This window comes from Jatrophihabitans lederbergiae (genome assembly GCF_031845305.1).
Lineage (GTDB): Bacteria > Actinomycetota > Actinomycetes > Mycobacteriales > Jatrophihabitantaceae > Jatrophihabitans_A > Jatrophihabitans_A lederbergiae.
The window spans coordinates 139,819-166,134 of sequence record NZ_JAVREH010000006.1 but is presented as its reverse complement, the minus strand read 5'-3'; the positions used below and the strand labels follow the sequence as shown (position 1 = coordinate 166,134).

General features: G+C 69.2%; 26 protein-coding genes and 2 pseudogenes. 15 read left to right on the top strand and 13 right to left on the bottom strand.

All coding sequences use genetic code 11. The annotated features are described in order from the left end of the window. Positions 1–40: 40 nt before the first annotated feature. A complete protein-coding gene (locus RM423_RS07245; protein ID WP_311422341.1) occupies positions 41–1,363 on the bottom strand; it encodes a hypothetical protein in 1,323 nt (440 codons plus the stop codon). Between the two features lie 93 nt (positions 1,364–1,456). On the opposite strand from RM423_RS07245, the gene RM423_RS07240 reads away from it, so the two are divergent. After that, entirely contained in the window at positions 1,457–1,891 is a 435-nt protein-coding gene (locus RM423_RS07240; protein WP_311422340.1) for a VOC family protein, read from the top strand. Between the two features lie 39 nt (positions 1,892–1,930). Here RM423_RS07240 and RM423_RS07235 read toward each other — a convergent pair whose 3' ends face one another. The 3 genes from RM423_RS07235 to rnhA all read right to left on the bottom strand — a co-directional run bounded on the left by RM423_RS07235 (position 1,931) and on the right by rnhA (position 3,996). Beyond that, positions 1,931–2,164, bottom strand: a complete 234-nt coding sequence (locus RM423_RS07235; RefSeq protein ID WP_311422339.1) for a hypothetical protein — start codon at positions 2,162–2,164, stop codon at positions 1,931–1,933. 106 nt (positions 2,165–2,270) lie between these two features. After that, positions 2,271–3,458, bottom strand: a complete 1,188-nt coding sequence (locus tag RM423_RS07230) for an MFS transporter (protein ID WP_311422338.1) — start codon at positions 3,456–3,458, stop codon at positions 2,271–2,273. Positions 3,459–3,501: 43 nt separating this feature from the next. Continuing rightward, the gene (rnhA, locus tag RM423_RS07225) at positions 3,502–3,996 is read right to left on the bottom strand and encodes a ribonuclease HI (protein WP_311422337.1); all 495 of its coding nucleotides are present in this window, start codon (positions 3,994–3,996) and stop codon (positions 3,502–3,504) included. Between the two features lie 192 nt (positions 3,997–4,188). On the opposite strand from rnhA, the gene RM423_RS07220 reads away from it, so the two are divergent. Continuing rightward, the gene (locus RM423_RS07220) at positions 4,189–4,743 is read left to right on the top strand and encodes an AAA family ATPase (RefSeq protein ID WP_311422336.1); all 555 of its coding nucleotides are present in this window, start codon (positions 4,189–4,191) and stop codon (positions 4,741–4,743) included. A gap of 87 nt (positions 4,744–4,830) precedes the next feature. On the opposite strand, the pseudogene RM423_RS07210 reads toward RM423_RS07220, so the two are convergent. The 3 genes and pseudogenes from RM423_RS07210 to RM423_RS07200 form a co-directional block, all read right to left on the bottom strand. Further along, positions 4,831–6,479: pseudogene (locus RM423_RS07210) on the bottom strand (alpha-amylase family protein). Between the two features lie 37 nt (positions 6,480–6,516). Next, positions 6,517–7,791, bottom strand: a complete 1,275-nt coding sequence (locus tag RM423_RS07205; RefSeq protein WP_311422333.1) for a competence/damage-inducible protein A — start codon at positions 7,789–7,791, stop codon at positions 6,517–6,519. A gap of 45 nt (positions 7,792–7,836) precedes the next feature. Further along, entirely contained in the window at positions 7,837–8,385 is a 549-nt protein-coding gene (locus tag RM423_RS07200) for a DinB family protein (RefSeq protein WP_311422332.1), read from the bottom strand. Positions 8,386–8,500: 115 nt separating this feature from the next. Between RM423_RS07200 and RM423_RS07195 the strand changes: the two genes are divergently transcribed. Further along, entirely contained in the window at positions 8,501–10,294 is a 1,794-nt protein-coding gene (locus RM423_RS07195) for a carbohydrate-binding module family 20 domain-containing protein (RefSeq protein WP_311422331.1), read from the top strand. Positions 10,295–10,317: 23 nt separating this feature from the next. Beyond that, positions 10,318–10,668 carry a VOC family protein gene (locus tag RM423_RS07190; protein ID WP_311422330.1) on the top strand — a complete coding sequence of 117 codons (351 nt, stop codon included), beginning with the start codon at positions 10,318–10,320 and terminating at the stop codon, positions 10,666–10,668. 199 nt (positions 10,669–10,867) lie between these two features. Here the strand turns inward: RM423_RS07190 and RM423_RS07185 are convergent, their stop codons facing one another. The 3 genes and pseudogenes from RM423_RS07185 to RM423_RS07180 all read right to left on the bottom strand — a co-directional run bounded on the left by RM423_RS07185 (position 10,868) and on the right by RM423_RS07180 (position 12,585). Next, entirely contained in the window at positions 10,868–11,416 is a 549-nt protein-coding gene (locus RM423_RS07185) for an MOSC domain-containing protein (protein WP_311422329.1), read from the bottom strand. A 77-nt stretch (positions 11,417–11,493) separates the two neighbouring features. Further along, positions 11,494–11,603, bottom strand: a pseudogene (locus RM423_RS25460) (VOC family protein); the annotation flags it as partial. A gap of 55 nt (positions 11,604–11,658) precedes the next feature. Then, positions 11,659–12,585 (bottom strand): CapA family protein, encoded by a 927-nt coding sequence (locus RM423_RS07180; RefSeq protein WP_311422404.1) that lies wholly within the window; start codon positions 12,583–12,585, stop codon positions 11,659–11,661. 324 nt (positions 12,586–12,909) lie between these two features. Between RM423_RS07180 and thrS the strand changes: the two genes are divergently transcribed. Together thrS and RM423_RS07170 are read left to right on the top strand one after the other, a co-directional pair. Then, positions 12,910–14,985 (top strand): threonine--tRNA ligase, encoded by a 2,076-nt coding sequence (thrS, locus tag RM423_RS07175; protein WP_311422328.1) that lies wholly within the window; start codon positions 12,910–12,912, stop codon positions 14,983–14,985. Between the two features lie 89 nt (positions 14,986–15,074). Beyond that, positions 15,075–15,548, top strand: coding sequence for an HIT family protein (locus RM423_RS07170; RefSeq protein WP_396327634.1), 474 nt, complete (start codon positions 15,075–15,077; stop codon positions 15,546–15,548). A 51-nt stretch (positions 15,549–15,599) separates the two neighbouring features. On the opposite strand, the gene RM423_RS07165 is transcribed toward RM423_RS07170, so the two are convergent. After that, positions 15,600–16,157: a hypothetical protein gene (locus RM423_RS07165; RefSeq protein ID WP_311422326.1), complete on the bottom strand. Its 558-nt coding sequence runs from the start codon at positions 16,155–16,157 to the stop codon at positions 15,600–15,602. A 115-nt stretch (positions 16,158–16,272) separates the two neighbouring features. On the opposite strand from RM423_RS07165, the gene RM423_RS07160 reads away from it, so the two are divergent. The 9 genes from RM423_RS07160 to RM423_RS07120 all read left to right on the top strand — a co-directional run bounded on the left by RM423_RS07160 (position 16,273) and on the right by RM423_RS07120 (position 22,937). Continuing rightward, a complete protein-coding gene (locus RM423_RS07160) occupies positions 16,273–16,698 on the top strand; it encodes a VOC family protein (RefSeq protein ID WP_311422325.1) in 426 nt (141 codons plus the stop codon). Between the two features lie 142 nt (positions 16,699–16,840). Beyond that, positions 16,841–17,452: a phosphatidylinositol phosphate synthase gene (pgsA, locus tag RM423_RS07155; RefSeq protein ID WP_311422324.1), complete on the top strand. Its 612-nt coding sequence runs from the start codon at positions 16,841–16,843 to the stop codon at positions 17,450–17,452. After that, the gene (locus tag RM423_RS07150; RefSeq protein WP_311422323.1) at positions 17,449–18,402 is read left to right on the top strand and encodes a phosphatidylinositol mannoside acyltransferase; all 954 of its coding nucleotides are present in this window, start codon (positions 17,449–17,451) and stop codon (positions 18,400–18,402) included. Before pgsA ends, RM423_RS07150 begins: the two co-directional genes overlap by 4 nt. Before the next feature lie 3 nt (positions 18,403–18,405). Next, on the top strand, positions 18,406–19,533 hold the full coding sequence (locus RM423_RS07145) for a glycosyltransferase family 4 protein (RefSeq protein WP_311422322.1): 1,128 nt from the start codon (positions 18,406–18,408) through the stop codon (positions 19,531–19,533). Positions 19,534–19,615: 82 nt separating this feature from the next. Next, entirely contained in the window at positions 19,616–20,185 is a 570-nt protein-coding gene (locus tag RM423_RS07140) for a LemA family protein (RefSeq protein ID WP_311422321.1), read from the top strand. A 52-nt stretch (positions 20,186–20,237) separates the two neighbouring features. Further along, on the top strand, positions 20,238–21,179 hold the full coding sequence (gene pdxS / locus RM423_RS07135) for a pyridoxal 5'-phosphate synthase lyase subunit PdxS (RefSeq protein ID WP_311422320.1): 942 nt from the start codon (positions 20,238–20,240) through the stop codon (positions 21,177–21,179). Between the two features lie 86 nt (positions 21,180–21,265). Beyond that, complete coding sequence (locus tag RM423_RS07130) at positions 21,266–21,508, top strand: DUF2277 domain-containing protein (protein ID WP_311422319.1); 243 nt, start codon at positions 21,266–21,268, stop codon at positions 21,506–21,508. Then, positions 21,505–22,182, top strand: a complete 678-nt coding sequence (pdxT, locus tag RM423_RS07125) for a pyridoxal 5'-phosphate synthase glutaminase subunit PdxT (RefSeq protein ID WP_311422318.1) — start codon at positions 21,505–21,507, stop codon at positions 22,180–22,182. Before RM423_RS07130 ends, pdxT begins: the two co-directional genes overlap by 4 nt. Then, complete coding sequence (locus RM423_RS07120; RefSeq protein ID WP_311422317.1) at positions 22,179–22,937, top strand: YebC/PmpR family DNA-binding transcriptional regulator; 759 nt, start codon at positions 22,179–22,181, stop codon at positions 22,935–22,937. Before pdxT ends, RM423_RS07120 begins: the two co-directional genes overlap by 4 nt. A 36-nt stretch (positions 22,938–22,973) precedes the next feature. On the opposite strand, the gene RM423_RS07115 is transcribed toward RM423_RS07120, so the two are convergent. Both RM423_RS07115 and RM423_RS07110 read right to left on the bottom strand, forming a co-directional pair. Continuing rightward, a complete protein-coding gene (locus tag RM423_RS07115; RefSeq protein WP_311422316.1) occupies positions 22,974–25,286 on the bottom strand; it encodes an MMPL family transporter in 2,313 nt (770 codons plus the stop codon). A gap of 156 nt (positions 25,287–25,442) precedes the next feature. Continuing rightward, entirely contained in the window at positions 25,443–26,231 is a 789-nt protein-coding gene (locus RM423_RS07110) for a site-2 protease family protein (RefSeq protein WP_311422315.1), read from the bottom strand. Between the last annotated feature and the right edge of the window lie 85 nt (positions 26,232–26,316).

Sequence of the window (26,316 nt, the reverse complement as noted above, 5' to 3'; positions counted from 1 at the left end):
CCAGATCGTCAGCGTCCATCGCGCGCCAGTGTGCTCCGGCTCACCAGCCTTCCATCCGAACCTGGCCGAGCCGTCCGTGCAGATCGCGCATCACAGCCCAGGTGTCATGCCCCGACGGCGCCGGCGTCCCCGGCGGGTTGAGCAGGATCGGCGCGTCGGCACCGAGCAGCTTCCGCAGAGCGTCGGCCTCGACCGGATTGCTGGTAGCGAACGCGACCGCAGTGGACAGGAGCGCGCCGCTACCAGCGATCTGGGCGACGGTGTCGGCGCTCTCGGCGGACAGACCGACGGCGGCGTTCTGTTCGCGCGCGATGCGTACCACCCTGCCCAGCACGGACCCGACCGCGGACGGGATCGAGACACCAGCGGGCAGATCCACCTGCAACAAGCGGGGAAACTCAGCCTTCGACGCGAACTGCGACAGCAGCTGCATGGCGGCCAGGCCGGCGCCCAGCTGGCCATCGCCGGCCAGCCGGATGATGGTCACGTACCCGGGCTCGATCCGCTGGCCGCCCGAGCCGCCGAAGAGTTCGCCCACGCCCGTGCTACGTGACAGGCTGCCGAACGTCTGCCACAGGCCGCCCAGTCCGACGGCTCCCTGCACCAGATCATCCAGCTTCGGCAGACTCGCGGCGGAGTGCCGGATGACGCGCACGTTGCGGCCGAGGCCCTTCGCCCGTGAGCTCAGCTCGCCGGAGAGGTCGAGCAACACCACACCGGTGCCGCGGGAAGCCGCGTCCTGTGCGACGCTCAGCGCCAGCCGCGCCCGGAGATCCGCCTGACCGAGGATGGCGAACAGGGGGCTCTTGCCGGCTCGCACGGCGGCGTGCGGGTCGAAGGACACCGGCGAGCCGTCCAGCGTCACGCCAAGCTGGGAACCTGAATCGTCGCCCAGTTCGATGGGATCGGCGCTCGACTGCTCCGCCTCATCCGTGGTCGCCGTCGCAGCCCGGGGCGGCGCGTCCGGCTCGTCCGGCTGTTCGACCGCGGGAGCGGCAGCGCCCGGGGCCGGGATACGCACCAGGGTGCGGGCAGCCTCGACGAAGCCCGCCTCCCAGGCCAGCGTCTGCTCCTGGCTGAGGGCGTAGAGGTCATGCGGAAGCATCTCGGTCGGAATGTCCAGGCGCTGGTCTCGCAACAGCGTCAGCAGCGCCTCGTGCGACGCTCCCTGGGTCCAGCGGACGCCGCTTTCCCAGCCGCGCCGGAACTGGACGCCGACGGTTTCGCCGAAGGGATGGTGTAAGCCCTCGGCCGACTCGACAGCGGCAAGCAGTGCTCGCTGGCAGACTTCGGAGATCGGGATCTGAGCCGCCTTGACGCGGCGCTCCAGATCGTCGGGCAGGTAGACATTGGCACGGCCCATGACGTCGCCTCACTTCTATGCGCAGGTATGCGCACACCCTACTCACGAACTCTAGGCGGCGTGGCGATGCGCCACCCCCGGTAGGCTCCGACCGTGGAACAGCGACTCAGCCTCGTCACCCTCGGCGTCACCGACCTGCCGCGTGCCCGAGCGTTCTATGAGCACCTCGGCTGGCGCGGTCAGGAGGTCGAAGAAACGGTGTTCTTCCAGGCCGGCGGCATGGGGATCGTGCTGTGGAGCCTGGATAAACTCAGCGCGGACTGCGGTGTTGCGCAACGGCAGGAAAGCGGCTTCGACGGCCTCGCCCTGGCGCAGAACGTCCGCTCGCGCGATGAGGTGGACGAGGTGATGGCGGCCGCCGAGCGTGCGGGCGCAAGCGTCACCCGCGCGCCGGCGGAAACCTTCTACGGCGGCTACGCCGGGGTCTTCACCGACCCGGACGGTCACGCCTGGGAGATCGCGCATAATCCCGGATTCACCCTCGGTCCCGACGGAACCCTTACGATCCCGGACTTCAGCGCTCTCTAGACAGGCGCTTGTGAGACAGGCGCTTAGAAAACCGGTGGGTCAGCGCCCGTGAATGGCGCCCAGAATGACACCGCCGGCGGCGATGTCCTCGGCATCATCGTCGGTCCCCGGGCCGTTGGTACTCGCGTCGTCGTTCCCCGGTACGGCCGAGTCCTCGCGACCCTCCTCTTCGGCGCGGTCGATGTTGCCGACGCCGGGAAGCGGACCCTCTTGAGCGGCCTCTTCCACGGACTCGTGCTGGGAATCGCGGACGGTGTTGTCGCTGTCGGTCATGGCATGCCTCACACGGACTCGGGTGATCCAGGGTCAGGACGCACCAGCGGCCCAGCGGCCACCGACCCCATTTTCGCCGCGGGCAAGCCGCACCGCAAGGTAAACGTCAAGCCTGTCCATGACGCCGGGCGGTCAGCGGCAGTGCGGTGAGCATGAGCAGAGCCGTCAGGGCGAGGACGATCGGCACCCCGAGGCCGGTGGCGGCCAGCGCGCCGACCACGATGGCGCCGATCCCGGTGCCGGCGTCGAAGGCGGCGTTCCAGAGCGCGCTCGCGGTGGTGGCGTGTCCCGGTCCCGCCGCCGCGAAGGCCTGCACCAGCGTCAGGTTCTGCACGGCGCCATAGCCTGCTCCGAACAGGACGGCACCGGCAACGAGCACCGGCGCGGACCCCTTTCCGAGGCCGAGCGCGACCAGCGCCGTCCCCAGCACGGCGGCAACCAGCGCGGCCGGCAGCAGCAACCCGGTGCCGAAGCGGTCCGACAGCGCTCCGGCACGCCATCGTCCCAGTGCGGCGGTTGCCCCGAAGCCGAGCAGCGCGGCGGTGGCGAGCGCGCCGGTGGGCAGCTGGATCGGCAGGTAGGTCACCAGGCCCCCGCCGGCGAGGGTGGCGGTGAGCAGCACGAATGCGGGAGCGGCGACCCGGACCACGACGGCGCGGCCGCGCTCTGGACGGGCGCGCTCGGACTGTGATTGCGCCGTCCGGACCGGTGAGTGCGCCGAACGTCCGAGGGCCAGCGCGAGCGGCACCGCCAGCACCGGCAGCGCGCTCGCGTACGCCACCCAGCGGAAGCCGCCGTGCTGGGCCAGCGCGACACCACCCGGGACGCACAGCAGGTTCGGCACCGCGATGGCCAGCCCGTACAAGCCGATCGACTCACCGCGACGCTCCGGTGACGCCACCGCGGCGGCCAGCGTCGAGCCGACCACGGTCACCACCGCAAACCCGGCACCCCGAACCGCGGCCGCGCCGAGCAGCAGCCCAAGGTGGTGCCCCGCCGCGTACAGCGGCGCGGGCGCGCCGAGAGCGACCAGGCCCGCCGCGAGCGTCGGTCCCAGTCCGCAACGCCGGACGAGGGCCGGCACCGCGCCCTGAACCAGGACCGTGCACGCAAGCATTGCCGTCGTCACCAGCCCCGCGCGGTTCTCGCTGACACCGCCGGCGGAAGCCCAGGCCGGCGCCGAGCCGAGCAGCAGGCAGAAGCTGGAGAACGCGAGCAGGCTCAGCCCCACCAGCCGACGCACATCGCGGGAGTGCCAGAGCGCGCGCTCGACGGGTAGGGCGGCGTTGCTCACCGTCCCACTCTCTCAGGCGCTCCCACGCTGTTGACGGGCTGAGTCAGCGAAGCGGTACCCGAAGGAACTCCGCCGCCCCGGCATTGGCCAGCGCGTCGGCCCTCTCGTTGCCCGGGTCCCCGGCGTGCCCGCGAACCCAGCGCCACTCGACGCGGTGCCGGGCGCAGGCGTCGTCGAGCTCGCGCCACAGCTCGGCGTTCTTGACCGGCTTCTTGTCCGCGGTCATCCAGCCCCGCGCCTTCCAGCCGTGGATCCACTCGGTGATGCCCTTGCGCACGTACTGGCTGTCGGTGAAGAGCGTGACCTCGCAGGAGCCCTTCAAAGCAGTGAGGCTCTTGATCACTGCCGTCAGCTCCATGCGGTTGTTCGTGGTCAGGGCCTCGCCGCCGAACAGTTCCTTCTCGTGCGTCCCGCTCCGCAACCAGACGCCCCAGCCACCCGGACCGGGATTGCCCTTGCACGCGCCGTCGGTGTAGATCACGACCTGAGTGGTGACGCCGGATGCGGCACCGCTGGTGCGAGCAGGGGAATCGGCCATCCGCAGACCTTAGCTTGCTACGGTGCCGACCTCGGGTCGCGATCGCCGACGCGACAAAGGAGCCCGCCGCCTACTCTGCCTTCGCCGCCATCGCCTCACAGACCATCCCCTCACCACCGGGGCGGTCGACATCACCTCATGGCGGGTCGCCGGCTAAGAATCGACGGTTGTGGGCGTCGGTAAGCTCCCACGGTGGCTGAGACAGTGCTGGTCGTGCTCGCGGGGTTGCCGGGTACCGGAAAGACGACTTTGGCCCGGCGCCTGGTGACGGCCCTGGGAGCGGCCTATGTCCGCATCGATGCCATCGAGACGGCAGTGATTCGCTGCGGTCTCGCGCGGCCGCCGGTGGGACCCGTCGGCTATGTCGTCGCCCACGAGATCGCCGCCGCAACCCTGTCGCTGAGCACGCCGGTGGTCGTGGACGCGGTGAACCCGGTGCCCGAGGCCCGCGCCGGTTGGGCGGGGCTGGCAATGCGAACCGGCGCACGGCTGGCCGTCTGCGAAACCACGCTCCGCGATCCGGCGGAGCACCGCAGTCGGGTGAGCGCTCGGTTGCCCGACCTACCCGACCAGGTGGTGCCGTCCTGGGACGAGGTGCTGATGGGCGGGTACGTCGAGTGGGACGAGATCCGCGATGGCGCCCGTCTCGTGGTCGACATGACCGACACCGACGAGGGAGTGTCGAAGGCCCTGCGCTACCTAGGCGACCCGGCCGGTTCGGAAGCCGCTCCCAGCTGGCATCGGTAGCGAACCTCGGTGATGGTGACGCCGCCGATCTCGGCTGTCTTTCCGTCGCCGTCTGCGCGCCAGCGATCAGCATCGAAGGCCCCGGCATCACTGGCCCCGGCGCAGCCGGATCCAGCGATAGCCCCAGCCGCCCAGCGACAACTGCGACAGCTTCGACCGCAGCGGCTCGTACACCGTGTCGGAGAAGACCTCGTACGGACGCTTGCCGGTGTCCACCCCGCTGAGGTCGATCGTGACCGGCTCCTCGGCCAGGTTGTGAATGAGCAGGATCGAACCCTCCGGGGCGTCGAAGCGATGCAGCAGCACCGAGCGCGGCAGTGGGATGTCGACCACGCTCGGCTCGCCGACGCCGATCTCGGGGCACTCGCGCAGCACCCGGATCAGTTCCTCGAACCAGCGCAGCAGCGAATCGCGTTCACGCCGTTGCGATTCGACGTTGACGCGCTTCGGTGCGTAACTGCCGCGAGTGGGCAGCGGCCTGACCAGTTCGGCGACGGATGCGGTCGAGAATCCTCCGGTACGGTCGGCGCTCCACTGCATGGGTGTGCGAATCGCCTCGCGTCCGGCAGCTTGAGGTCCTCGCCCATGCCGATTTCTTCGCCGTACCGAACGACCGGGGTACCCGGCATGCTGAATTGCAGCGAGTACGCCAACTCGATGCGCTTGCGCTCGCCGCCCATCATCGAAGCAAGCCGCCGGCGGATGCCGCGGTCGTAGATGCGCATGGTGGCCTTGGGGGCGAACGCCGCCATCACGTCGGCGCGCTGCTCGTCCGTCAGCTTGCTCAGATCGAGTTCATCGTGGTTACGCAGGAACGTTGCCCACTGCGCCATCGCGGCGAGCTTCGGCAGCGCGCCGAGGGCTTCGATCAGCGGCTCGGCGTCCTTGCGGGCCAGTGCCAACCACAGTTTGGCATTCAGCCCGAACGCGAACATCAGGTGAGCGCGGTCATTCGGGCCGCCCGGGGCTGCGGCGCAGTATGTCGGCACATCCTCGGGCGACACATTGGCCTCGCACAGCAGGACGGCCTGGCCCTCACGCCACTGCACGTCCTGTCGCCAGTCGTCCAGGATGGAGAAGTCCAGCGGGCCGGAATCCACATCGGGGGAGACCTGCTCCAGGACGAAAGGCGCGGCGTCGATCCGGAAGCCGGACGCCCCCAGCTGCAGCCAGAACCCCATCACCTTCTTGATCTCCGCCCGGACGGCGGGGTTACCCCAGTTCAGATCGGGCTGGAAGTCATAGAACCGGTGGAAGTACCACTGCTTGGCGCCGTCGTCGAACGTCCAGGTCTCGGTCTGCTCACCGGGGAAGACGATGCCCTGTCGACGGTCGGCCGGCTCGTCCTTGCTCCAGACATACCAGTCGCGATAAGGCGAATCCGGGTCGCTGCGGGCGGACTGGAACCACGGGTGCTGGTCGGAGGTGTGATTCACGACGAGATCCAGCAAGAGCCGGATGCCGCGCGAGCGCGCCTGGGTGGCCAGTTCCACGAAGTCCCCGAGCGTGCCCAGCCGCGGATCGACGCCGTAGTAGTCGCTGACGTCATAGCCGCCGTCACGCTGCGGCGACGGGTGGATCGGGTTGAGCCAGAGGCAGGTCACGCCCAGGCGAGCAAGGTAGTCCAACCGGCTGGTCAGGCCGGGCAGGTCGCCGCAGCCGTCGCCGTTGGAGTCCTGAAAGGAGTCGACCTCGACGGAGTAGACGACGGCCTCTTTGTACCAGCGCTCGGACATCGATCGGCCTTTCGCCGGGACGTGGGTTCGACGCAGCTTAGGTCACCAGCAGCTCTCGGATCAGGTGCATGGCGGTGAGCACCGTCCGGGCGCGGATGTCGGCCCGCGAACCGGGCAGGTTCAGCCTGCGGGCCAGCGATCCGTCCTTGCTCGTGACGCACAGGTATACGAGCCCGACCGGCTTCTCGTCGCTGCCTCCATCCGGCCCTGCGATGCCGGTGACGCCGACGCCGAGGTCGGCGCCCAGGCGTTCGCGCGCACCGGCGGCGAGCGCCTCGGCCACCTCGGCGCTCACGGCACCGACATCGGCGATCAGCTGGACGGGCACCCCGGCGAGGTTGTGCTTGGCCTCGTTGGCATAGACCACCAGGCCGCCGAGCAGGTACGCCGACGAGCCGGGACGATCGGCCAGCCGGCCCGCGAGCAGCCCGGCCGTGCAGGATTCAGCCGTCGCTATGGTGAGTTCGCGCTCGATCAGCGCACCGGCCACGATCTCGTCGATGGTCCTGCCGTCCGACGAGAACAGCGTGCGTGCAAAGGCCGATTGGATCGCGGCCTGAAAGTCCTCGTAGCTGTCCTCGGCGGCCGGGCCGTACCGGGTGACGATCTCGAGCTCCCCGTCGCGCAGACAGGTCGTGATCTCGAGCTCGGCGATCGTGGCCTCGCTCTCGCGCATGGTGGCGGCGAGCTCGGATTCCGGGGTACCCCACAACCGGATCGTCCGCTGCCGCAGCTCGTCCCGCCCGGCCAGCGCGGCCTGGACGTCCGGGTCCGCCAGGGCGGCCGGCCACATTCCCTGCAGCTCGCGCGGCGGGCCGGGCAGGACGACGACGGGCGGCCCGCCGCGCCCTTGCGCCACCGGGACCACCAGCCCTGGCGCAGTTCCGACCGGGGCGAGGACGGTGGCGCCGTCGGGTACCAGAGCCTGCTTGCGGGTCGCGGCGGCAGTCGCTACCGGATCGGGCTGCCAGCCGCGCCGCTCGTTCAGGCTCGCGACGATGGCCGCGATCTGCCGCTCCAGTTCCGGGTCCAGCCGCGACCGGCGTCCCTGGCTGGTGCCCACAACCTCCGCCGTCAGGTCGTCCGCGGTGGGCCCGAGGCCGCCGGAGGTGATGATGAGATCGATGCCAGTGCTGCCGAGAAACTCCAGGGCCCGGCGCAGGTCATCCGGACGGTCGCCGACGACGATGACCTGGGCGACGTCCACACCCGCGATCCGCAGCTGCTCGGCCAGCCATGGACCGTTCCGGTCGCTCACCCGTCCGGTCAGCACTTCTGTTCCGGTGACGACGATTCCTGCGCGGCTGCTCATCCTCGGATCTTAGGAGCGCCGCCGGATCTTGGGAGCGCCGCCGGATCAGTCGCCGGTGCGGCCGTCGATGCGCTCCCGAAGCAGGTCGGCATGGCCGTTGTGGCGGGCGTACTCCTCGATCATGTGGACGTAGATCCAGCGCAGTGATACCTCGGAAACCCCATGCCGCAGCTGAGCGCCCACCGCGTCCAGGCTCGGGTAGCTCTGCGCCACCCGGTCGCAGTGTTCGACCTCGGCGCGGAAGGTGGCCAGCGCCTCGTCCGGGTCCGCGGTGTGCACGTTGTCGAAGTCGCCGTCCGGGTCGCTGTCGGAGCAGTAGAGCGGCGGCGCGTCCTCACCGGCGAGGGTTCGGCGGAACCAGCTCCGTTCCACCTCGCTCATGTGCCGCAGCAGCCCCAGCAACGACAGCGAGGACGGCGGCACCGATCGGGTCCGTAGCTGCTCGGCGTCCAGGCCTTCGAGCTTGGACAGCAGGGTCGCGCGGTGGAAGTCCAGCCACGCCTGCAACATCGGACGTTCGTCTGCCGCGAAGGGCGGGTCGCTGCGTCCGGGTGCGGGTGGGAACTCTGGTTCGCTTGCGGGTGCGTCGCTCATCCTCAGGACCGTAGCGCAGTGATCGGTTGAACTGGCGCCTCGCGATCAACTGTGTACCGTGGCCTAAACCCTCCAAATGCCTTTAGAGCCACATTCGTCTACCTGGGGAGCCCGAATGCGCCTACCCGCCGAGCGAGTCCGCCGCACCCTCTACGCGACCGCCGCCAGCGCCGCACTGGCAGCCACCGCGTTTGCCGGAGCGTTTCTCGCTCAGCCAAGTTCGGCTGCGGCCACGGTCGCGCCCCGGGGAGACGTCATCGCGAACCTCTTCGAGTGGAACTGGGCCTCGGTGAGTGCCGAGTGCACCAACGTGCTCGGACCGGACGGGTACGGCGCGGTGCAGGTGGCGCCGCCGCAGGAGTCGGTGACGCTGCCCGGCAACAGTCCGGCGCACCCGTGGTGGGAGGTCTACCAACCGGTGAGCTACCAGTTGAACAGCAGGATGGGCAACCGCGCGGCGTTCACCTCGATGGTCTCGGCCTGCCACGCGGCTGGCGTGAAGGTATATGCCGACGCGGTCCTCAACCACATGACGGGACAGGGCGCCACCGGGTACGCAGGCACCGACTTCACGAACAAGTACACCTATCCGGGTCTGTACGGCAGCCAGGACTTTCACCACTACCCGGCCGACTGCCCGAACTCCAGTGGGCTCGTGACCGACTACAACAACCAGACCGATGTGCAGAAGTGCGAACTGGTCAGCCTGTCCGATCTGCGCACCGAGAGCTCCTACGTGCGCGGCAAGTTGGCGGCGTATCTCAATGACCTGCTCAGCGTGGGGGTCGACGGCTTTCGGCTGGACGCCGCCAAGCACATCAACGCCGCCGACATCGCCGCCATCCAGTCCCAGCTGACGCGTGCTGCCTTCGTATACCAGGAGGTCATGCCCGGTGGTGCGGTCAACCCGCCGGCGTACGAGGCCAATGGCAGCGTCCTGGAGTTCAGCTATGGCCAGCAATTGAAAACGCGCTTCCAGAGCACCATCGCCGGACTGCAGACGTTCGGCTCATCCGGCCTGGAACCGAGTGCCGAGTCGGTCACCTTCGTCGACAACCACGACACTGACCGCAACGGCTCCACCCTGAGCTACAAGGACGGCGCCACCTACCAGCTCGCCAACGTCTATTCGCTCGCCCGCGGATACGGCACGCCGCAGGTGTATGCAAGCTTCACCTTCTCCAACAACGACCAGTCGCCGCCCGCTGACGGCAATGGCTTCGTCACCGCGACCAACTGTGGCAATGGAGCCTGGTCGTGCCAGGACCGAACGTTGTCCACGGTCGGGATGGTCGGCTGGCACAACGCCGTGGGTACTGCTGCAGTAGCGAACTGGTGGAGCGATGGCAGCAATGTAATTTCATTCAGCCGTGGCACCGCCGGCTTCGTAGCGATCAACAACTCTGATTCCGCGACGACCCGAACCTTCGCCATCGGGCTCGCCGCCGGGACGTACTGCGACGTCATTCACGGCACCGCGTCCGGCACCACCTGCAGCGGTCCTACGGTCACCGTGGACGCATCGCACAACGCGAGTATCACCGTCGCCGCCAAGGACGCGGTTGCCTTCGACATCGACTCGACGGTGACCGGCGGTGGCAGCCAGCCGCCGGCCAGCACCGTGGCGGTGAGCTTTCACGAGTACGCCACCACGACGTACGGCCAGAACGTGTTCGTGGTCGGTGACATCGCGGCGCTGGGCGGCTGGGACACCAGCAAGGCGGTCGCCCTGTCCTCGGCTGGCTACCCGACGTGGTCCGGCACCGTCATCGTCCCGGCCGGAACGTCCTTTCAGTACAAGTACCTCAAGAAGAACCCGGACGGGTCCATCACCTGGGAAGGCTCCTCGAACCGCACCGCGTCCTCCGGAACCGGCAGCACCCTCAGCCTGAGCGACACCTGGCGTTAGCGGCGGCGCCTACCCTGCTGAGCATGGACCTCGAGTGGGAGCAGGTTGTCGTTGATGCCGCACAGCCGAGGGGACTGGCCCGCTGGTGGGCTCAGGCGCTCGACTGGGTGATGGTCGACGAGTCCGACGAGGACTGCGAGATCAGGCCGACACCGCAGCGCCTGCCAGGCATCTTGTTCACGCCGGTCACCGAGGCGAAGGCCGGTAAGAATCGGCTGCACCTCGACTTCCGGCCAGCTGACCAAGAAGCCGAGGTTCAGCGGTTGCTCCGCCTGGGAGCCACCCGTACTGACATCGGTCAGGGTAAGCAGTCCTGGGTGGTGCTGCAGGATCCAGAGGGCAACGAGTTCTGCGTGCTGTCCTCGCGAAGCTGACTCGGCTTCATCCGCTTCTGCTGTCACGGCCGCGATCGAACCGATGCTGAACCGGGGCACCTGGAACAAGTAACACCTCGGCCACCCAACGGTGGAGTGAGCTGCCGCGAAGGCGTGCGGCACGCTGTCTCTTCGTGCTCGGTCTGTACAACCGCTCTCACCAGACAGATATGGCGCGATGGGAAATCTGTTGCATGCCTCAGACGGGTTCGAGCCGGTGATGGTCTCCGGTGGGCAACTCGACCGTGATGGAATCTCGCGGCGAAACGACACCGCCAGCCAGCACGATGCCCATGACGCCCGCCCGGCGAATCACCGTTCCGTCGGGGGCGTACCCCACCACCCGCTTGAGCAACCCGGACCGGAAGTCATTGATCTGACCGCAGGGATTGCGCAGTCCGGTGACGCGCACGACGGCGTCCTCGCTTATCCGCAGCAGCGCACCGCGGGGCAGGTCGAGCAAGGGGATACCGCGGGTGGTGATGTTCTCGCCGAGTTGGCCGGGACGGACGTCGAAGCCGTCCTCGCGCAACTCGTCAAGCAGCTCAACGGAGATGAGGTGGACCTGGCGCAAATTGGGCTGGGTGGGGTCCGCGGCGACGCGCGAGCGGTGCTGCACGGTGACTCCTGCGTGGGCGTCACCCCGCACCCCGATCCCGGCAAGCAGCGTGATCTCGTCCGCCGGTACTTTGCTGAAACGGTGCTCGCCGTCGATGCTGACGGCTTCCACCGCCGCAGGGGTGCTCATTCGCCGATCCTCGCACGGCCAGCGGAGGGCGCCCGGTCGGCTCGCTCGGCTGCGGATCGTCCCGGTGCCCGGACCTCTCAGAAGCTGTGGTGCACGGCCTCGACATTGTGGCCGTCCGGATCACGAAGGAAGACGCCGTAGTAGTCGGGGTGGTATTCGGGCCACTCGCGCGCGCGTGCAACACCTCACGCATGGCGAATGTGTACCGGGAGGGTCTGACACCCTCCCCGATGTCGACAGCCTCAGTGGCCGGGCGGGGTGCTCGACAGGTCCGCGCACCGGGTGGCCTGAGTGAACTCGCCGAGGACCGTCCGCGCCACCGCCCCGGTCGCCGGAGGTGAGACGCCGGTGTCGTCCAGCCGTGACGGGGAGAAGTCCGCGGTCCGCACCCGGTCGTGCGCGATGGTCAGGGTCAGCACGCCGTTGTCGTCCTGGGCGTTGCCGAAGGACCGCCACCAGAAGTAGTTACCGAGGCCGTAGGCGACGTACGTGCCGTCCGGTCGCCAGCCGGCGCCCTGCAGCACGTGCGCGTGGGTGCCGACGACCGCGGCCACGCCCGCCGCGGCCAGCCGGTCGGCGAGGCCACGCTGGTCGGAGTTCGGGCAGCTGTCGTACTCGGTTCCCCAGTGGAGATAGGCGATCACCACATCAGCCTTGCCCTTGGCGGCCCGGACGGAGGCCAGCAGCCGGTCCGAGAAGGCGCTGGCGATTCCCGGGCTGTCGTCGGTCGCGGAAAAGCTCACCAGCGTCTCGTCCGGTACCTGGCTGGCGGCCACGATGGCGATCCGGACGCCGTTGACGGTGGTGTAGTACGGGGCGTAGGCGGCCGTCGCGTCGGCGCCGATGCCCACCACCGGAAAGCCGCTGGAGCGGATGGCGGCCAGGGTCTGGGACAGCCCGTCCGCACCGTAGTCGGCGCCGTGGTTGTTCGCCATGGTCGCGATGTCGACGCCGGCGTCCTTCAGCGCGGTGAACGCGGCCGGCGGCGCCTGGAAGGTGAACGTCTTGCCCTCGGCGCTACCGCCTACCGCGATGGCCGTCTCGAGGTTGACCATGCTCAGATCGGCCTTGGACAGCACCGCGGCGGAGCGGCCGAAGGCGGTGGCCGGGTTGGCGCTGAGCCGTGCGGCGGTCCGCCCGGCGAAGTGCACGTCACCGGCGAACGAGATGGTGAAGGTCCCCGGCGACTCGGCGGGCTGGTGTTGGCACTGGTGCTGCTGCTGGTGCTCGCCGGTGAGCTGGCGCCGGACGGGGCCACCGCTCCCGAGGTCTCGGCTGCCGGCGTTCGCTCACCGCGAGCGGAGGAGCCGCAGGCGGAGAGCGTGAGCAGCCCTGCCGCGGCACCGGCAGCCCAGATACTGCGTCGGATGTTTTCGGGCATCGCACTAGCATGCATCCTGAGATCGCCGATTCTCAGCACCGCCACGGGCAGCTCCGCAGCAGCACTGTCGGAGCTGCCAGGCACCGCATCGCGACAACAGGGGAGCCCATACGTGTCCAGCGCCGTATCGCCGTCAGCCGCCCAGCCGGACTTCCGGCCGCCGGTCACGGTGGCCGCGGGAACCACTCCGCGGACCGCGCTGGAAGCAGCCGGAATCGACATCAACTCACCCACCGGGGCCGTCGTCGTGCGCGACTCCGCCGGCCAGTTGCGCGACCTCGACGTCGCCTTCGAGAACGAGGACGACGTCGAGCCGGTCCGCATCGACTCACCGGCCGGCCTCGCGGTGCTGCGGCACTCGACGGCGCACGTGCTGGCCCAGGCCGTCCAGCAGCTCTTTCCCAACACTCTGCTGGGCATCGGGCCGCCGATCGAGAACGGCTTCTACTACGACTTCCTGCCGTCCCGGCCGTTCACCCCCGAGGACCTCAGCGCCATCGAGAAGAAGATGACCGAGATCATCAAGGCCGCACAGCGCTTCTCCCGTCGCCCGATCGCCGAGGACGAGGCCCGCACCGAGCTGGCGCACGAGAAGTTCAAGCTCGAGCTGATCGGCCTCAAGGGATCCGGCGACGGTGCCGATGACAGCGTCGTCGACAGCCCCGTCGACAGTGAGGAGGCCACCCAGGTCGGCGGTGGCGTCCTGACGATGTATGACAACCTCGACCGGCACGGCGAGCGGGTCTGGACGGATCTGTGCCGCGGTCCGCACCTGCCGACCACGCGTCGCATCCCGGCCTTCAAACTCATGCGCAGCGCCGCCGCGTACTGGCGCGGGGACCAGCAGAACGAGCAGCTGCAGCGCATCTACGGAACCGCCTGGGCCACCAAGGACGACCTGCGCGCCTACCTGGCGCGCCTGGAAGAGGCCGCCAAGCGAGATCACCGCAAGCTGGGTGCCGAGCTGGACCTGTTCAGCTTTCCGGACGAGATCGGCTCCGGCCTGGCGGTCTTCCATCCCAAGGGCGGCATCCTCCGCAAGAACATGGAGGACTACTCCCGGCAGCGCCACATCGAGGGCGGCTACGACTTCGTCAACACCCCGCACATCGCCAAGCAGCAGCTCTTCGAGACGTCCGGGCACCTGCCGTACTACGCCGACGGCATGTTCCCGCCGATGGAGTTCGAGGGAACCGACTACTACCTCAAGGCCATGAACTGCCCGATGCACAACCTGATCTTCCGGTCCCGGGGCCGGTCCTATCGTGAGCTGCCGCTGCGGCTGTTCGAGTTCGGCTCGGTGTACCGGTACGAGAAGTCCGGCGTGGTGCACGGCCTGACCAGGGTGCGGGGCATGACCCAGGACGACGCGCACATCTACTGCACCAAGGAGCAGATGGGCGACGAGCTCAAGAACCTGCTGACCTTCGTGATCAACCTGCTGCGCGACTACGGCCTGGACGACTTCTACCTGGAGCTGTCCACCCGCGACGACTCTCCGAAGTTCATCGGCGAGCCGGCGGAGTGGGAAGAGGCGACCGAGGCGCTGCGCCAAGCCGCACTCGATTCCGGGCTGGAGCTGGTGCCCGATCCCGGCGGTGCGGCGTACTACGGCCCGAAGATCTCGGTGCAGGCCCGGGATGCGATCGGCCGTACCTGGCAGATGTCGACGATTCAGGTGGACTTCCAGCAGCCCAAGCGGTTCGAGCTCGAATACACCGGGGCCGACGGCGAGCGGCACCGTCCGGTGATGATCCACCGGGCGCTGTTCGGCTCGATCGAGCGGTTCATCGGGGTGCTCACAGAGCACTACGCGGGCGCCTTCCCCGCCTGGCTCTCGCCGGTGCAGGTGATCGGGATCCCGGTCTCCGACGACCAGGTCGAGTACCTGCTCGGCGTCGCCACCCTGCTCCGCGGCCAGGGCATCCGGAGCGAGGTGGACGCCAGCTCGGACCGGATGCAGAAGAAGATCCGCACCGCGCAGCAGTCGAAGGTGCCGTTCATGCTCATCGCCGGGGCCAAGGACGCCGAGGACGGTGCGGTGTCGTTCCGGTTCCGGGACGGCGAGCAGCTCAACGGCGTGCCGCTGCAGGATGCGATCGACCTGATCACCGCCTTCGTCGTGCGGCGGGACAACCACTCGCCCTCGGTGGCGGATTTCTCTCCCGTCATTGCCGAGCAGCTGTGACCGGTACCGACGCGGGCGTCGAAACCGTGGACGCGGCTGAGTTCGCCGGTACGCCCGACGCGTTCCAGCGGCTCTGGACGCCGCACCGGATGGTCTACATCGGCGGCGAGGGCAAGCCGGCCTCGGACGCCGAGCAGCACTGCCCGTTCTGCGAGGTTCCGAAGAAGTCGGACGAGGACGGGCTGGTCGTCGGCCGCGGCGAGCTGGTGTTCGCGGTGCTGAACCTGTTCCCGTACAACCCGGGCCACCTGATGGTGGTGCCCTACCGCCACATCGCCGACTACACCGAGCTGACGGTGGACGAGGCCGCCGAGCTGGCGCTGTTCGTCCAGCGGGCGATGACGGTGCTGCGGCAGGTCGCTCGACCCGGTGGCTTCAACATCGGCATCAACCAGGGTGTGGTGGGTGGTGCCGGGATCGCGGCGCACCTGCACCAGCACGTGGTGCCGCGGTGGGGCGGTGACATGAACTTCATGCCGCTGATCGGGCACACCCGGGTGCTGCCGCAGTTGCTGTCGGACAGCCGCGACCAGCTGGCCGAGGCCTGGGCCGAATCCGGCTGAGCCGGTGACCCCCGCGCGGAACGGTCTACCGACCCTCCCGCGGCGGGTGGCTCAGGAGCGGGACTGGCGCGCGGACCTGAACGCCACGGCGCCCATGGCGAGGACGAGCAGAACCACACCGGCCCGCTCCGCCGTCTGCGACTGGACCCGGTTCAGCACGCTGCCCCCGCGCTTCTTGGCCTTCCTGGCCTGCTTGCGGGCCTTCTTCTTGGTCTGGGTGCTGGCGACGGCGGCCTGGTGGCGACGAAGGGCGGCCTCTTGCTTGGCGTGCTTGCTGGCGAGGGCAAGCTGGGCGGCGCGCAGAGCGGCCTCCCGCTTGGCCAGCTTGCGTGCCCGGCGGCCGCGTACGGCGATGGCCTCGGCACCCGCACCGACACCGGCTCCCACCGCATCGACGCCGGCGCTGACAGCGCCGACGCCGGTTCCCACGGCGTCCGTCATCGTGCCGGCCGCCGAGGCGATCGCGTCACCGGCGGTGCTGAGCGCATCCCCGGCGGTGGTGGCCGCCGTCTTGGCGGTGTCCGCGACGGCGCTCCCGGCGGTCCGGGCCGAATCGGTCACGGTGTGCACCGCATCGGCGACGTCTGACCGGGTGGAACTTCTGTTCACGATGGGCTCCTGACGGTGTGAGGAAGTTGGGTTGAACCTACCCAACGCGGTGAGGCCGAGCCCTGGTGGCTCGGAGGGGCTGCCCAAAGCCCGCCGGGGCTGCCACACTCGGACCATGACCGAGACGCCCATCACAGTGGAGGGTCCGCCGCCTCAAGTATGGCCCACCCTGCGCGCCCGCGACGCTCGGGCGCTGATCCGGTTCCTGGTCGACGCGCTCGGATTCGAGGAGACGGTCGTCTACTCAGACGGCGACGACGTGGCGCACGCCCAGCTGTCCTGGCCGCTCGGTGGCGGGATCATGCTGGGTTCGGCGGGGGAGTCGCGGCCGGATGACCCGTGGCCGCTGCAGCCGGGCACCTTCGGCGCGTACGTCGTGACCGACGATCCCGCGGCGCTGTTGGAACGTGCCCGTACGGCCGGGGCGGAGATCACCACCGAGTTGCACACCACCGATTACGGTTCGCTCGACTTCGCGCTGCGCGACCCGGAGGGCAACCGCTGGTCCTTCGGAACTTACCGAGGCGCTGCCCGGGCGTAGTGCGAGCGGCACGAGTACGAACCGGGCGGGCAGATATGCCATCCCACGGCGTGCGGCGGCGTTACTACCGGACGGCGGCCGCTTCCACGCGGACAGCGCCCGATGAACGGGAACGGGGTGCCGTGACAGCTATCGTTGAGCGGTGCTGAACCTGCTACGGGCCCCGATCGGCAAGGCCATCGCCCCGCTTGGACGATCCCTGGCCCGGGCCGGCGTGACGCCGGACATGATCACCGTGGCAGGAACCGTGGGCGCCACCGCGTCCGCGCTGGTGTGCTACCCGCGCGGCATCTTCTTCGTCGGAACCCTGTTCATCTGGGCGTTCGTGATGTTCGACATGGTGGACGGCGCGGTGGCGCGGGCCGGCGGGCTCACCACCCGGTTCGGCGCGGTGCTCGACTCCAGCTGCGACCGGATCGCCGATGCCGCGGTGTTCGGGACGCTCGCCTGGTGGTTTGCCCGGCACGGCCACCCGGCCCTGCTGGCGGCGTCGCTGCTGTGCCTGTGCCTGGGCTCTCTCACCTCCTATATCAAGGCCCGTGCCGAGGGCGCGGGCTTCACCTGCAATGTCGGCATCGCCGAGCGCTCCGAGCGGCTGATCATCGTCCTGGTCGGCACCGGCCTCACCGGCTGGCCGTTCCGGGTGCCCTACGTCCAGGGCATCGCTTTGTGGCTGCTGGTGATCGCGTCCACCATCACGGTCGGCCAGCGGTTCCTGACGGTGTGGCAGCAGGCTCGGGTGCAGGCGGCGTGAAGCTGCCGGCTCGCCTGACCGACTGGGCCGGCGACGCCGGCTACCCGGCGGGCTGGCGACTGGTTCGGGCGCTGCCGGCCCCACTCGCCCGGCGGGCGTTCGACCTCGGTGCGGACGTGGCCGTCCACCGGGACGGCCGCTCGGTGCACCAATTGCGTCGCAACCTGAGCCGGGTGCTGGGACCTGACGCGGGCGCCGGTGCGCTGGAGCGGACGCTGCGCGCCGGGATGCGATCCTACGGCCGGTACTGGCTCGAAACCTTCCGGCTGCCCAGCATGGACGTGACCGACACCCTGGCCCGCGTGCACACCGACGGTGCCGATCACGTGGACGCCGCCATCGCCGCCGGCAACGGCGCCATCTTCGCCCTGCCGCACAGCGGCAACTGGGACATCGCCGGGCTGTGGCTGGTGCGGCGCGGCTACCCCTTCAGCACGGTCGCCGAGCGGCTGCAGCCGGAATCGCTGTTCGACAAGTTCGTCGCCTTCCGCGAGGGCCTGGGCATGCGGGTGCTACCGCTCACCGGGGGCCCGCGGCCGCCGATGACCGTGCTGGCCGAGCGCCTGCGCGCTGGTGAGGTCGTCTGCCTCGTCGCCGACCGGGACCTGTCCCGGGCCGGTGTGCAGGTCGACTTCTTCGGCGAGCCCACCAGGATGCCGGCCGGCCCCGCGCTGTTGGCGGCCACTACCGGCGCCAAGCTGCTGCCCGTGCACCTGTACTTCGACGGCGACGGCTGGGGTCAGTGGATCGGCAAGCCCATCGACCTGGGCGACGGCAACCTCAGGGCCAAGGTGCAGCGGGGCACGCAGGCCCTGGCGTCGGCCTTCGCGGACCGCATCGCGGGGCACCCCGAGGACTGGCACATGCTGCAGCGGCTGTGGCTGGCCGACCTGGATCCGTCGAAGGCACCGGCCGCGCCCGCCGGCAGCTCAGCTCCCGAGGCGGGCTGAGCCATGCGCATCGGCATGGTCTGCCCGTATCTCTGGGACATCCCGGGTGGCGTGCAGGCCCACGTCCGGGACCTGGCCGAGACGCTGATCGCTCTCGGCCACGAGGTCTCGGTGCTGGCGCCCGGCGAGGAGGGGTCACCCACGCTGCCCTCCTACGTGGTCGCCGCCGGCAAGACGGTGCCCATTCCGTACAACGGCTCCGTCGCCCGGCTGCAGTTCGGGCTGGTGTCGGCGACCCGCGTCCGACGCTGGCTCCGGCAGGGCAACTTCGACGTGGTGCACGTGCATGAGCCGGCCCCGCCGAGCCTGTCGCTGCTCACCGTCCTGCTCGCCGACGTCCCGCTGGTCGCCACCTTCCATGCCGCCTCCACCCGGTCACGGTTCCTGGCCATGTTCGACAGCGTCGTTCAGGCCGTGCTGGAAAGGCTGTCCGGACGGATCGCGGTGTCCCAGGCGGCGCGCAAGATGATCGTCGAGCACCTCGGTGCGGATGCGGTCGTCATTCCCAACGGCGTGTCGATCGCGCACTACGCCGACGCCGCGCCGCTGCCGGGCTATCCGCGCGACCCGGCCCTGGGCGGGACGATCGGCTTCATCGGCCGCTACGACGAGTCCCGCAAGGGCATGGCGATCCTCATCGAGGCCCTGACCACGCTGGTGCGGCGGCGTCCCGGCGTGCGGCTGCTCGTCGCCGGCCGCGGTGAGGAGGCGGAGTTCCTGGAACGGCTGCCCGAGTTCCTGGTCGGATCCGTGGTGATGCTGGGCATGGTGAGCGAGCGGGACAAGGCCAGTCTGCTGCGCAGCGTCGACGTGTACGTCGCTCCGAACACCGGGGGCGAGAGCTTCGGCATCATCCTGCTGGAGGCGATGGCCGCGCGTACCCCGATCGTGGCCAGCGACCTGCAGGCGTTCCGCCGGGTGCTCGACGACGGCCGGGCCGGGCTGATCTTCCGCAACCGCGACGCCGCGGACCTGGCCGCGGCGCTGGACACGGTGCTCGGGAACGAGGCGTTGCGCGGTCAGCTCGCCGCCGCGAGTGCCCAGGTGGTGCAGCCCTACGACTGGGCCGTGGTCGCGTCCCAGATCATGCGCGTCTACGAGATCGCGGTCGCGGCCACCCTTCCGGACTGACGTGGCTGCCGCCCATCGCATTGGGGCTGATGCCGCAGTCGTGCCTACTCCGCACGACGCTTCACGTTTGTAGCCTGGGCTCGTGTTCTCGGCGGGTTGGTTGGTGGCGGCGGTGTTCGTCGCGATCTTGCTGACCAGCTGGGTCACCTTCACGCTGACCCGCCTGGACCGGTTGCATGCCCGGGTGGACGCGGCGCAGGCAGCGCTCGACGCCCAGCTCGTGCGGCGGGCGGCCGCCCTGCTGCATCTCGGCGAGATGCAGGGCTCGGCGATCCCGCGGCGCGCGGAACTGGTGCGGGCAGCTCGCGCGGCGATGGCCGCGTCACCGACGGACCGGCGGGTGGCTGAGAACGAGGTCGGTCATGCCATCGCGGGCCTGGCCGAGCGGCGCGAGGAGCTTCCCGCGGAGGCGGTCGCCGAACTCTCCGAGGCCGCGGCGCGGGTGCTGATCGCACGGCGCTTCTTCAACGATGCGGTCCGTGACACCCGGACCCTGCGAGCCCGCAGGATGCCCCGGTTGCTGCGGCTGGCCGGGCACCGGGAACTGCCGCAGTTCTTCGATATCGATGACACCAGCCTGCTGGTGGCCGAGCCGGCCGGGTCCGCCGAGCAGGGCGCGCCGAGCCCGCAGGACCGCTGGAGGGCGCCCTAACAGAAAGTGGCGCGTGCGGGTAAGAGAAGTGGCCCGGTCGTAGACTGGAGGCATGACTTCTGAGCACGACATCACTTCTTCCAATGGCAGCGTCTCCGCCGGCGGCAGTGCTCCCTCGGTGGGCACGGCGCGGGTCAAGCGCGGGATGGCCGAGATGCTGAAGGGCGGCGTGATCATGGACGTCGTCACGGCAGAGCAGGCCAAGATCGCCGAGAACGCCGGCGCCGTCGCGGTGATGGCCCTGGAGCGCGTCCCCGCCGACATCCGCGCCCAGGGCGGCGTGTCCCGGATGAGCGACCCGGACATGATCGACAGCATCATCGCGTCGGTCTCGATCCCGGTGATGGCCAAGGCCCGCATCGGCCACTTCGTCGAGGCCCAGGTGCTGCAGGCCCTCGGGGTCGACTACGTGGACGAGTCCGAGGTGCTCACGCCGGCCGACTACGCCAACCACATCGACAAGTGGCAGTTCACGGTGCCCTTCGTGTGCGGCGCGACCAACCTGGGCGAGGCGCTGCGCCGGATCACCGAGGGCGCGGCGATGATCCGCTCCAAGGGCGAGGCCGGCACCGGTGACGTGTCGAACGCGACCACCCACATGCGCAAGATCGGTGGTGAGATCCGTCGCCTGACGTCGCTGTCCAGCGACGAGCTGTTCGTCGCCGCGAAGGAGCTGCAGGCACCGTACGAGCTGGTGGCCGAGGTCGCCCGCGCCGGCAAGTTGCCGGTGGTGCTGTTCACCGCGGGTGGCATCGCGACTCCGGCCGATGCCGCGATGATGATGCAGCTCGGTGCCGAGGGAGTGTTCGTCGGCTCGGGCATCTTCAAGTCCGGCAACCCGGAGCAGCGGGCCGAGGCGATCGTCAAGGCGACCACCTTCTACGACGACCCGGACGTGCTGGCGAAGGTGTCGCGCGGGCTCGGTGAGGCCATGGTCGGCATCAACGTCGAAGACATCCCGCAGCCGCACCGGCTCGCCGAGCGCGGCTGGTAACCAGATTCAGATGTGATCTCAAGGGGATCCGACCGCTTTAGCGGCCGGTTCACCCCCGCGATCGTCAGCAGCGAGGGAGCGCCACCATGTGCCGCAGCATCAAGACCTTGCGTCCGCCCTACACCGAGGACGCGACCTCGGAGGACAGCCGGGCCGCCGCGCTTCAGTACGTCCGCAAGGTCGCCGGCATGCGCGCGCCGTCCAGGGCCAACACCGAGGCGTTCGACGCAGCGGTGGCGGCGGTGGCCAAGGCCACGGACGAGCTGCTCGCGCAGTTGGTGCTGGCCGGGCATTCAACGTCAGGCCGAGCCACCGCCGATAGCCGGTGACCGCGGCGCGACCCCGCATCGGCGTCCTCGCCCTGCAGGGCGACGTCCGGGAGCATCTCACCGCCCTGCGGTCTGTCGGAGCCGACGCGATCCCGGTTCGCCGCGAATCCGAGCTGGCCGATCTGGACGGCCTGGTCATCCCGGGTGGCGAGTCGACCACCATCGTGAAGCTGGCCCAGCACTTCGACCTGCTGGAGCCGCTGCGCAAGCGGATCTCCGACGGCCTGCCGACCTACGGCTCGTGCGCCGGGATGATCCTGCTGGCGGACCGGATCGTCGGAGGCGCCGTCGATCAAGAGACGTTCGGTGGGATCGACATGACGGTCCGGCGCAATGCCTTCGGCCGCCAGATCGAGTCGTTCGAAGAGCCGGTGAACGTCGAGGGCGTCGCGGGCGGCCCGGTGACGGCGGTCTTCATCCGGGCACCGTGGGTCGAGGACGTCGGCGGCGGGGCAGAGGTGCTCGCCAGGGTCACGTCCGGACCGGCGGCGGGTAGGGTTGTGGGGATTCGTCAGGGGCACCTGCTGGCCACGTCGTTCCATCCCGAACTGACCGGTGACGCGCGGGTGCACGGGTATTTCGTGGACATGGTGCGGAACGTCCTCGGGAAGTCGGCCGAGGTCCCCACCACGAAGAGCGAGGATTCAGCAGTGACTGCGAGGACAGGTAGATGAGCGGCCATTCCAAATGGGCGACGACCAAGCACAAGAAGGCTGTCGTCGACGCCAAGCGCGGCAAGATGTTCGCCAAGCTGATCAAGAACATCGAGGTGGCCGCGCGTATCGGCGGGGGCGACCCCAACGGGAATCCGACGCTGTATGACGCCATCCAGAAGGCGCGCAAGACCTCCGTCCCGCTGGACAACATCGAGCGGGCGGTCAAGCGCGGCTCCGGTGCCGAGGCCGGCGGGGCGGACTGGCAGACGATCATGTACGAGGGGTACGGCCCGTCCGGCGTCGCCGTCCTGATCGAGTGCCTCACCGACAACCGCAACCGCGCGGCCGGCGAGGTCCGCATCGCGATGACCCGCAACGGCGGCAACATGGCCGACCCCGGCTCGGTCGCCTACCTGTTCGCGCGCAAGGGCGTCGTGCTGGTTCCGAAGAACAAGCTGACCGAGGATGACGTGCTCGGCGCGGTCCTCGACGCGGGCGCGGAAGAGGTCAACGACCTGGGCGACGAATTCGAGGTCATCAGCGAGGCGACCGACCTGGTGGCGGTCCGGACGGCGCTGCAAGAGGCCGGCATCGACTACGACTCCGCCGACTCGTCCTTCCTGCCGAGCGTGCAGGTGCCCCTCGATGAAGAGGGCGCCCGCAAGGTGTTCAAGCTGATCGACGCGCTCGAGGACTCCGACGACGTGCAGAACGTGTACGCCAACTTCGATGTAGCCGACGACGTTATGGAAGCGCTCGAAGCCGTCGGCTGACCGGCTGCCGCACTCCGGACCGGCCGGCGTCTGATGTCAGACGCCGGCCATTTCTTTCTGACCGTCCGGGCCTTCTCCACCCGCCTGCGCGCCTGCGTCGTGACCGTCGTCCTTGGCCTCGATGGACACCTGCGGCGTGATCCGCCCCAGCCAGGACGGGAAGTACCAGTTCGCCTTGCCGATCACGTGCATGAGCGAGGGCACCAGGATGGTCCGCACCACGAAGGCGTCCAGGAATACCGCCGAGGCCAGGCCGATGCCGAACAGCTTGATCACCCGGGCGTCACCGAGCACGAAGCCGCCGAACACCGCGATCATGATGAGGGCGGCCGCGGTGATGATGCCGCCGGTCTCGCCCTGCCCCACGGTGATGGAACGCCGGTTGTCGCCGGTGTGCACCCACTCCTCGTGCATCCGGCTCACCAGGAACACCTGGTAGTCCATCGACAGCCCGAACAGGATCGCGAAGAACATCACCGGCACGAACGCCTCGATGGGGCCACCGCCACCGATGCCCAGGGTCTCCGACAGCCAGCCCCACTGGAAGATCGCCACCACCACGCCGAACGAGGCACCGGCCGCGAGCAGGTTCATCGCCGCGGCCGTCAGCGGGATCACCACGCTGCGGAACGCGATCAGCAGCAGCAGGAACGACAAGCCGATCACCGCGATGAAGAAGTACGCCATCTTCGCAGACAGCACCTTGGCGAAGTCGACGAAGATGGCGGTGACACCGTAGACGTAGATGTGGTTGGAGCTGTTGGCGTAGAGCGGCGGAAGCACCGTGCCACGCAGATTCTTGACCAGATCGGTCGTTCTCGCGTCCTGCGGCGAGGTGGTGCTCTTGAAGGTGACGAGCGCGATCCCACGTCCGGTGGGAATGGCGTGCACGCTCGCCGGCGCGACGTCGGGCACCTGGGCCAGGGTCTGCCCGACCTTGGTGAGGTAGCCCTTGTCGGCCGCGCCCGGGCCGCTGATCACCAGCTGCAGGCCCGAGTTGTAGCCGGGACCGAAGCCTTGGGCGATCAGGTCATAACCCTTGCGGGTGGTGGACGAGCTGGGGTCGTTGCCCTGGTCGGAGGACCCGAGCCGGATCGAGAAGAACGGGATTGCCAGCACCGCCAGGACGACGAACGCGGCGATGCCCAGCACCAGTCGCCTGCCCTCGACGAGGCGTGACCAGCGGTACCAGAAGCCATGGTGCTCCGAGAGATCGAACGAGCCGGCCCGGACGGCCTTGCGCTGCTTGCGCGGGAGCACCTTCAAGCCCAGGAAGCTGAGCAGTGCCGGCAGCAGGGTCAACGAGGCCAGCATGGTGAGCGCCACGCCGATGGCGGTGCCCAGCGACACCCCGTACAGGAAGCTGACGCCGAGGGTCCACAGTCCCAGCAGCGCGATGCACACGGTCGTGCCGGCGAACAACACGGCGCGTCCGGAGGTGTTGACAGCCAGCAGGATCGAGTCTTCGACGCTCATCCCGCGCAGCAGGTTGCGCCGGTGCCGGGTGACGATGAACAGCGCGTAGTCCACTCCGACGCCGAGGATCATGAGCAGCGCCAGCTGATTCGCGAACGAGGCGACCGACATCACGTGCGAGAGCAGGCCGATCAGGGCGAGGCCGCTGCCCATCGCGGCGATCGCGCTCACCAGCGGAAGCACCGTCGCGCCGACCGTGCGGAACACGATCAGCAGGATGATCAGCGCGGCGATGAAGCCGATCACCTCGGGCGGAATGCCGTGGGCCCTCTGCATCGACAATGCCTGGAACGCGTTGCCGGTGAACTCGACCTGCAGGTTGCCCGCGCCGAGGCCCTGCAGCGCCTTGTGCACGCCCGCGATGTCGCCGTTGGTGGGCTGCACCTGCGCCCAGTTGAGCTCGACGACGGCGATGGTCTTGTCCTTGCTCACCAGCGCGGCCTGGGCCGCCGCGGCTTGCGAACCGCCGGCCGCTCCCGCGCCGCCCGCGTTGCTCGAACCGCCGGTGCTCCCGGCTGAGCCGGCTGCCTGCGGGCAGGTCACCGTGCCGAAGGGGGAGTTGACCGACGCGATCCCGAACCCGGCGGTGCACAGCCTGCGCAGTTGCGGTTGCACCGTCGAGGCGAAGTCGCTCACCACGCCGGACTTGGCGTGCAGCACCATGGTGCCGCTCGCGCCGTTCTGGCTGTTCAGCCCGGACGCTGTCAGCAGCTGCGCCACGGTGTCGGTCTCGGTGTGCGGCAACTTGAAGTCGTCCTTGTAGGCGGAGCCGCCGGCCCCCGACAGCAGCACCTGCACGGCGACGATGAACGCGATCCAGGCGGCCACCACGAGCCAACGTCGGGAAACCGCGAAGCGAGCGAGCGTCTGCATAGGTCAAGCCCCACGTGACTAGCCGGAAACATCAAAGTCCAACAGCAGATGGAGTATCGCCGACAGCGGGCGCATCGGACGCATCGGGCGCGCTCGCTCTCAGCACCTCTACAGAATCGGCACCTCTACAGAATCAGCCGGCCCGGCGGTACCGCGTCAGCTCGATTGCCAGAACTTGATCAGCTGGAAGCCGGCCGCGGCGTAGTACCGGGGCACCCCGGAGAAGTCGAAGAGCCAGTAGATCGCCGAGAAGAACGCGCGGTTCACCGTCTGGATCTGGATCAGCGCGAACACGATCAGCATGCCGAACGGCTTGAGTTGCTCGGCGCCGTGGCGGAACTTCGGGTCGAGGTACGGCTCGATGGTGCCGTAGCCGTCCAGCCCGGGTATCGGCAGCAGGTTCAGCACGGCGGCCATCACCTGCAGCAGACCCAGGAACGCCATCGCGTACCAGAACGCGGCGTGTGCCCCGGTGTCGAGGTTCATCCGGACGACCACCAGCAGCACGACCCCGAAGGCCAGGTTGGTCAGCGGACCCGACAGTGACACCAGCGCGCGCTGGGCGTCGGTACGGAAGCGGTGTGGATGGACGTACACCGCGCCGCCCGGCAGGCCGATCCCACCGAGGGCGATGAACAGGACGGGCAGCGCGATGGACAGCAGCGGGTGGCTGTACTTCAGCGGATTGAGGGTGAGGTACCCGCGCGCCTCGACCTCGTCGTCGCCGAAGCGCCAGGCAAGGAAGGCGTGCGCGAACTCGTGCAGGCACAGCGTGACGACCCAGCCCGCGATCACGAACAGGAACACGCCCAGCCGAGCCGTCCGGGTGTCGGTCGTGGCCTGCCACGCCAGGTATCCGCCGAGCGCGGTGGCGGCGAGCACGGCCAGGAAGATGGGACTGGGACGGACGCCGGCGCTGCGGGAGCGCCGATACGGCAGGGTCATGGAACCGGAGTCTAGGGAGGACAGTCCAGGGACGACTCCGGCGTGCCGCCGAAAGCGACGCGAGCGGCGGCGGTAGGGTGTCGAA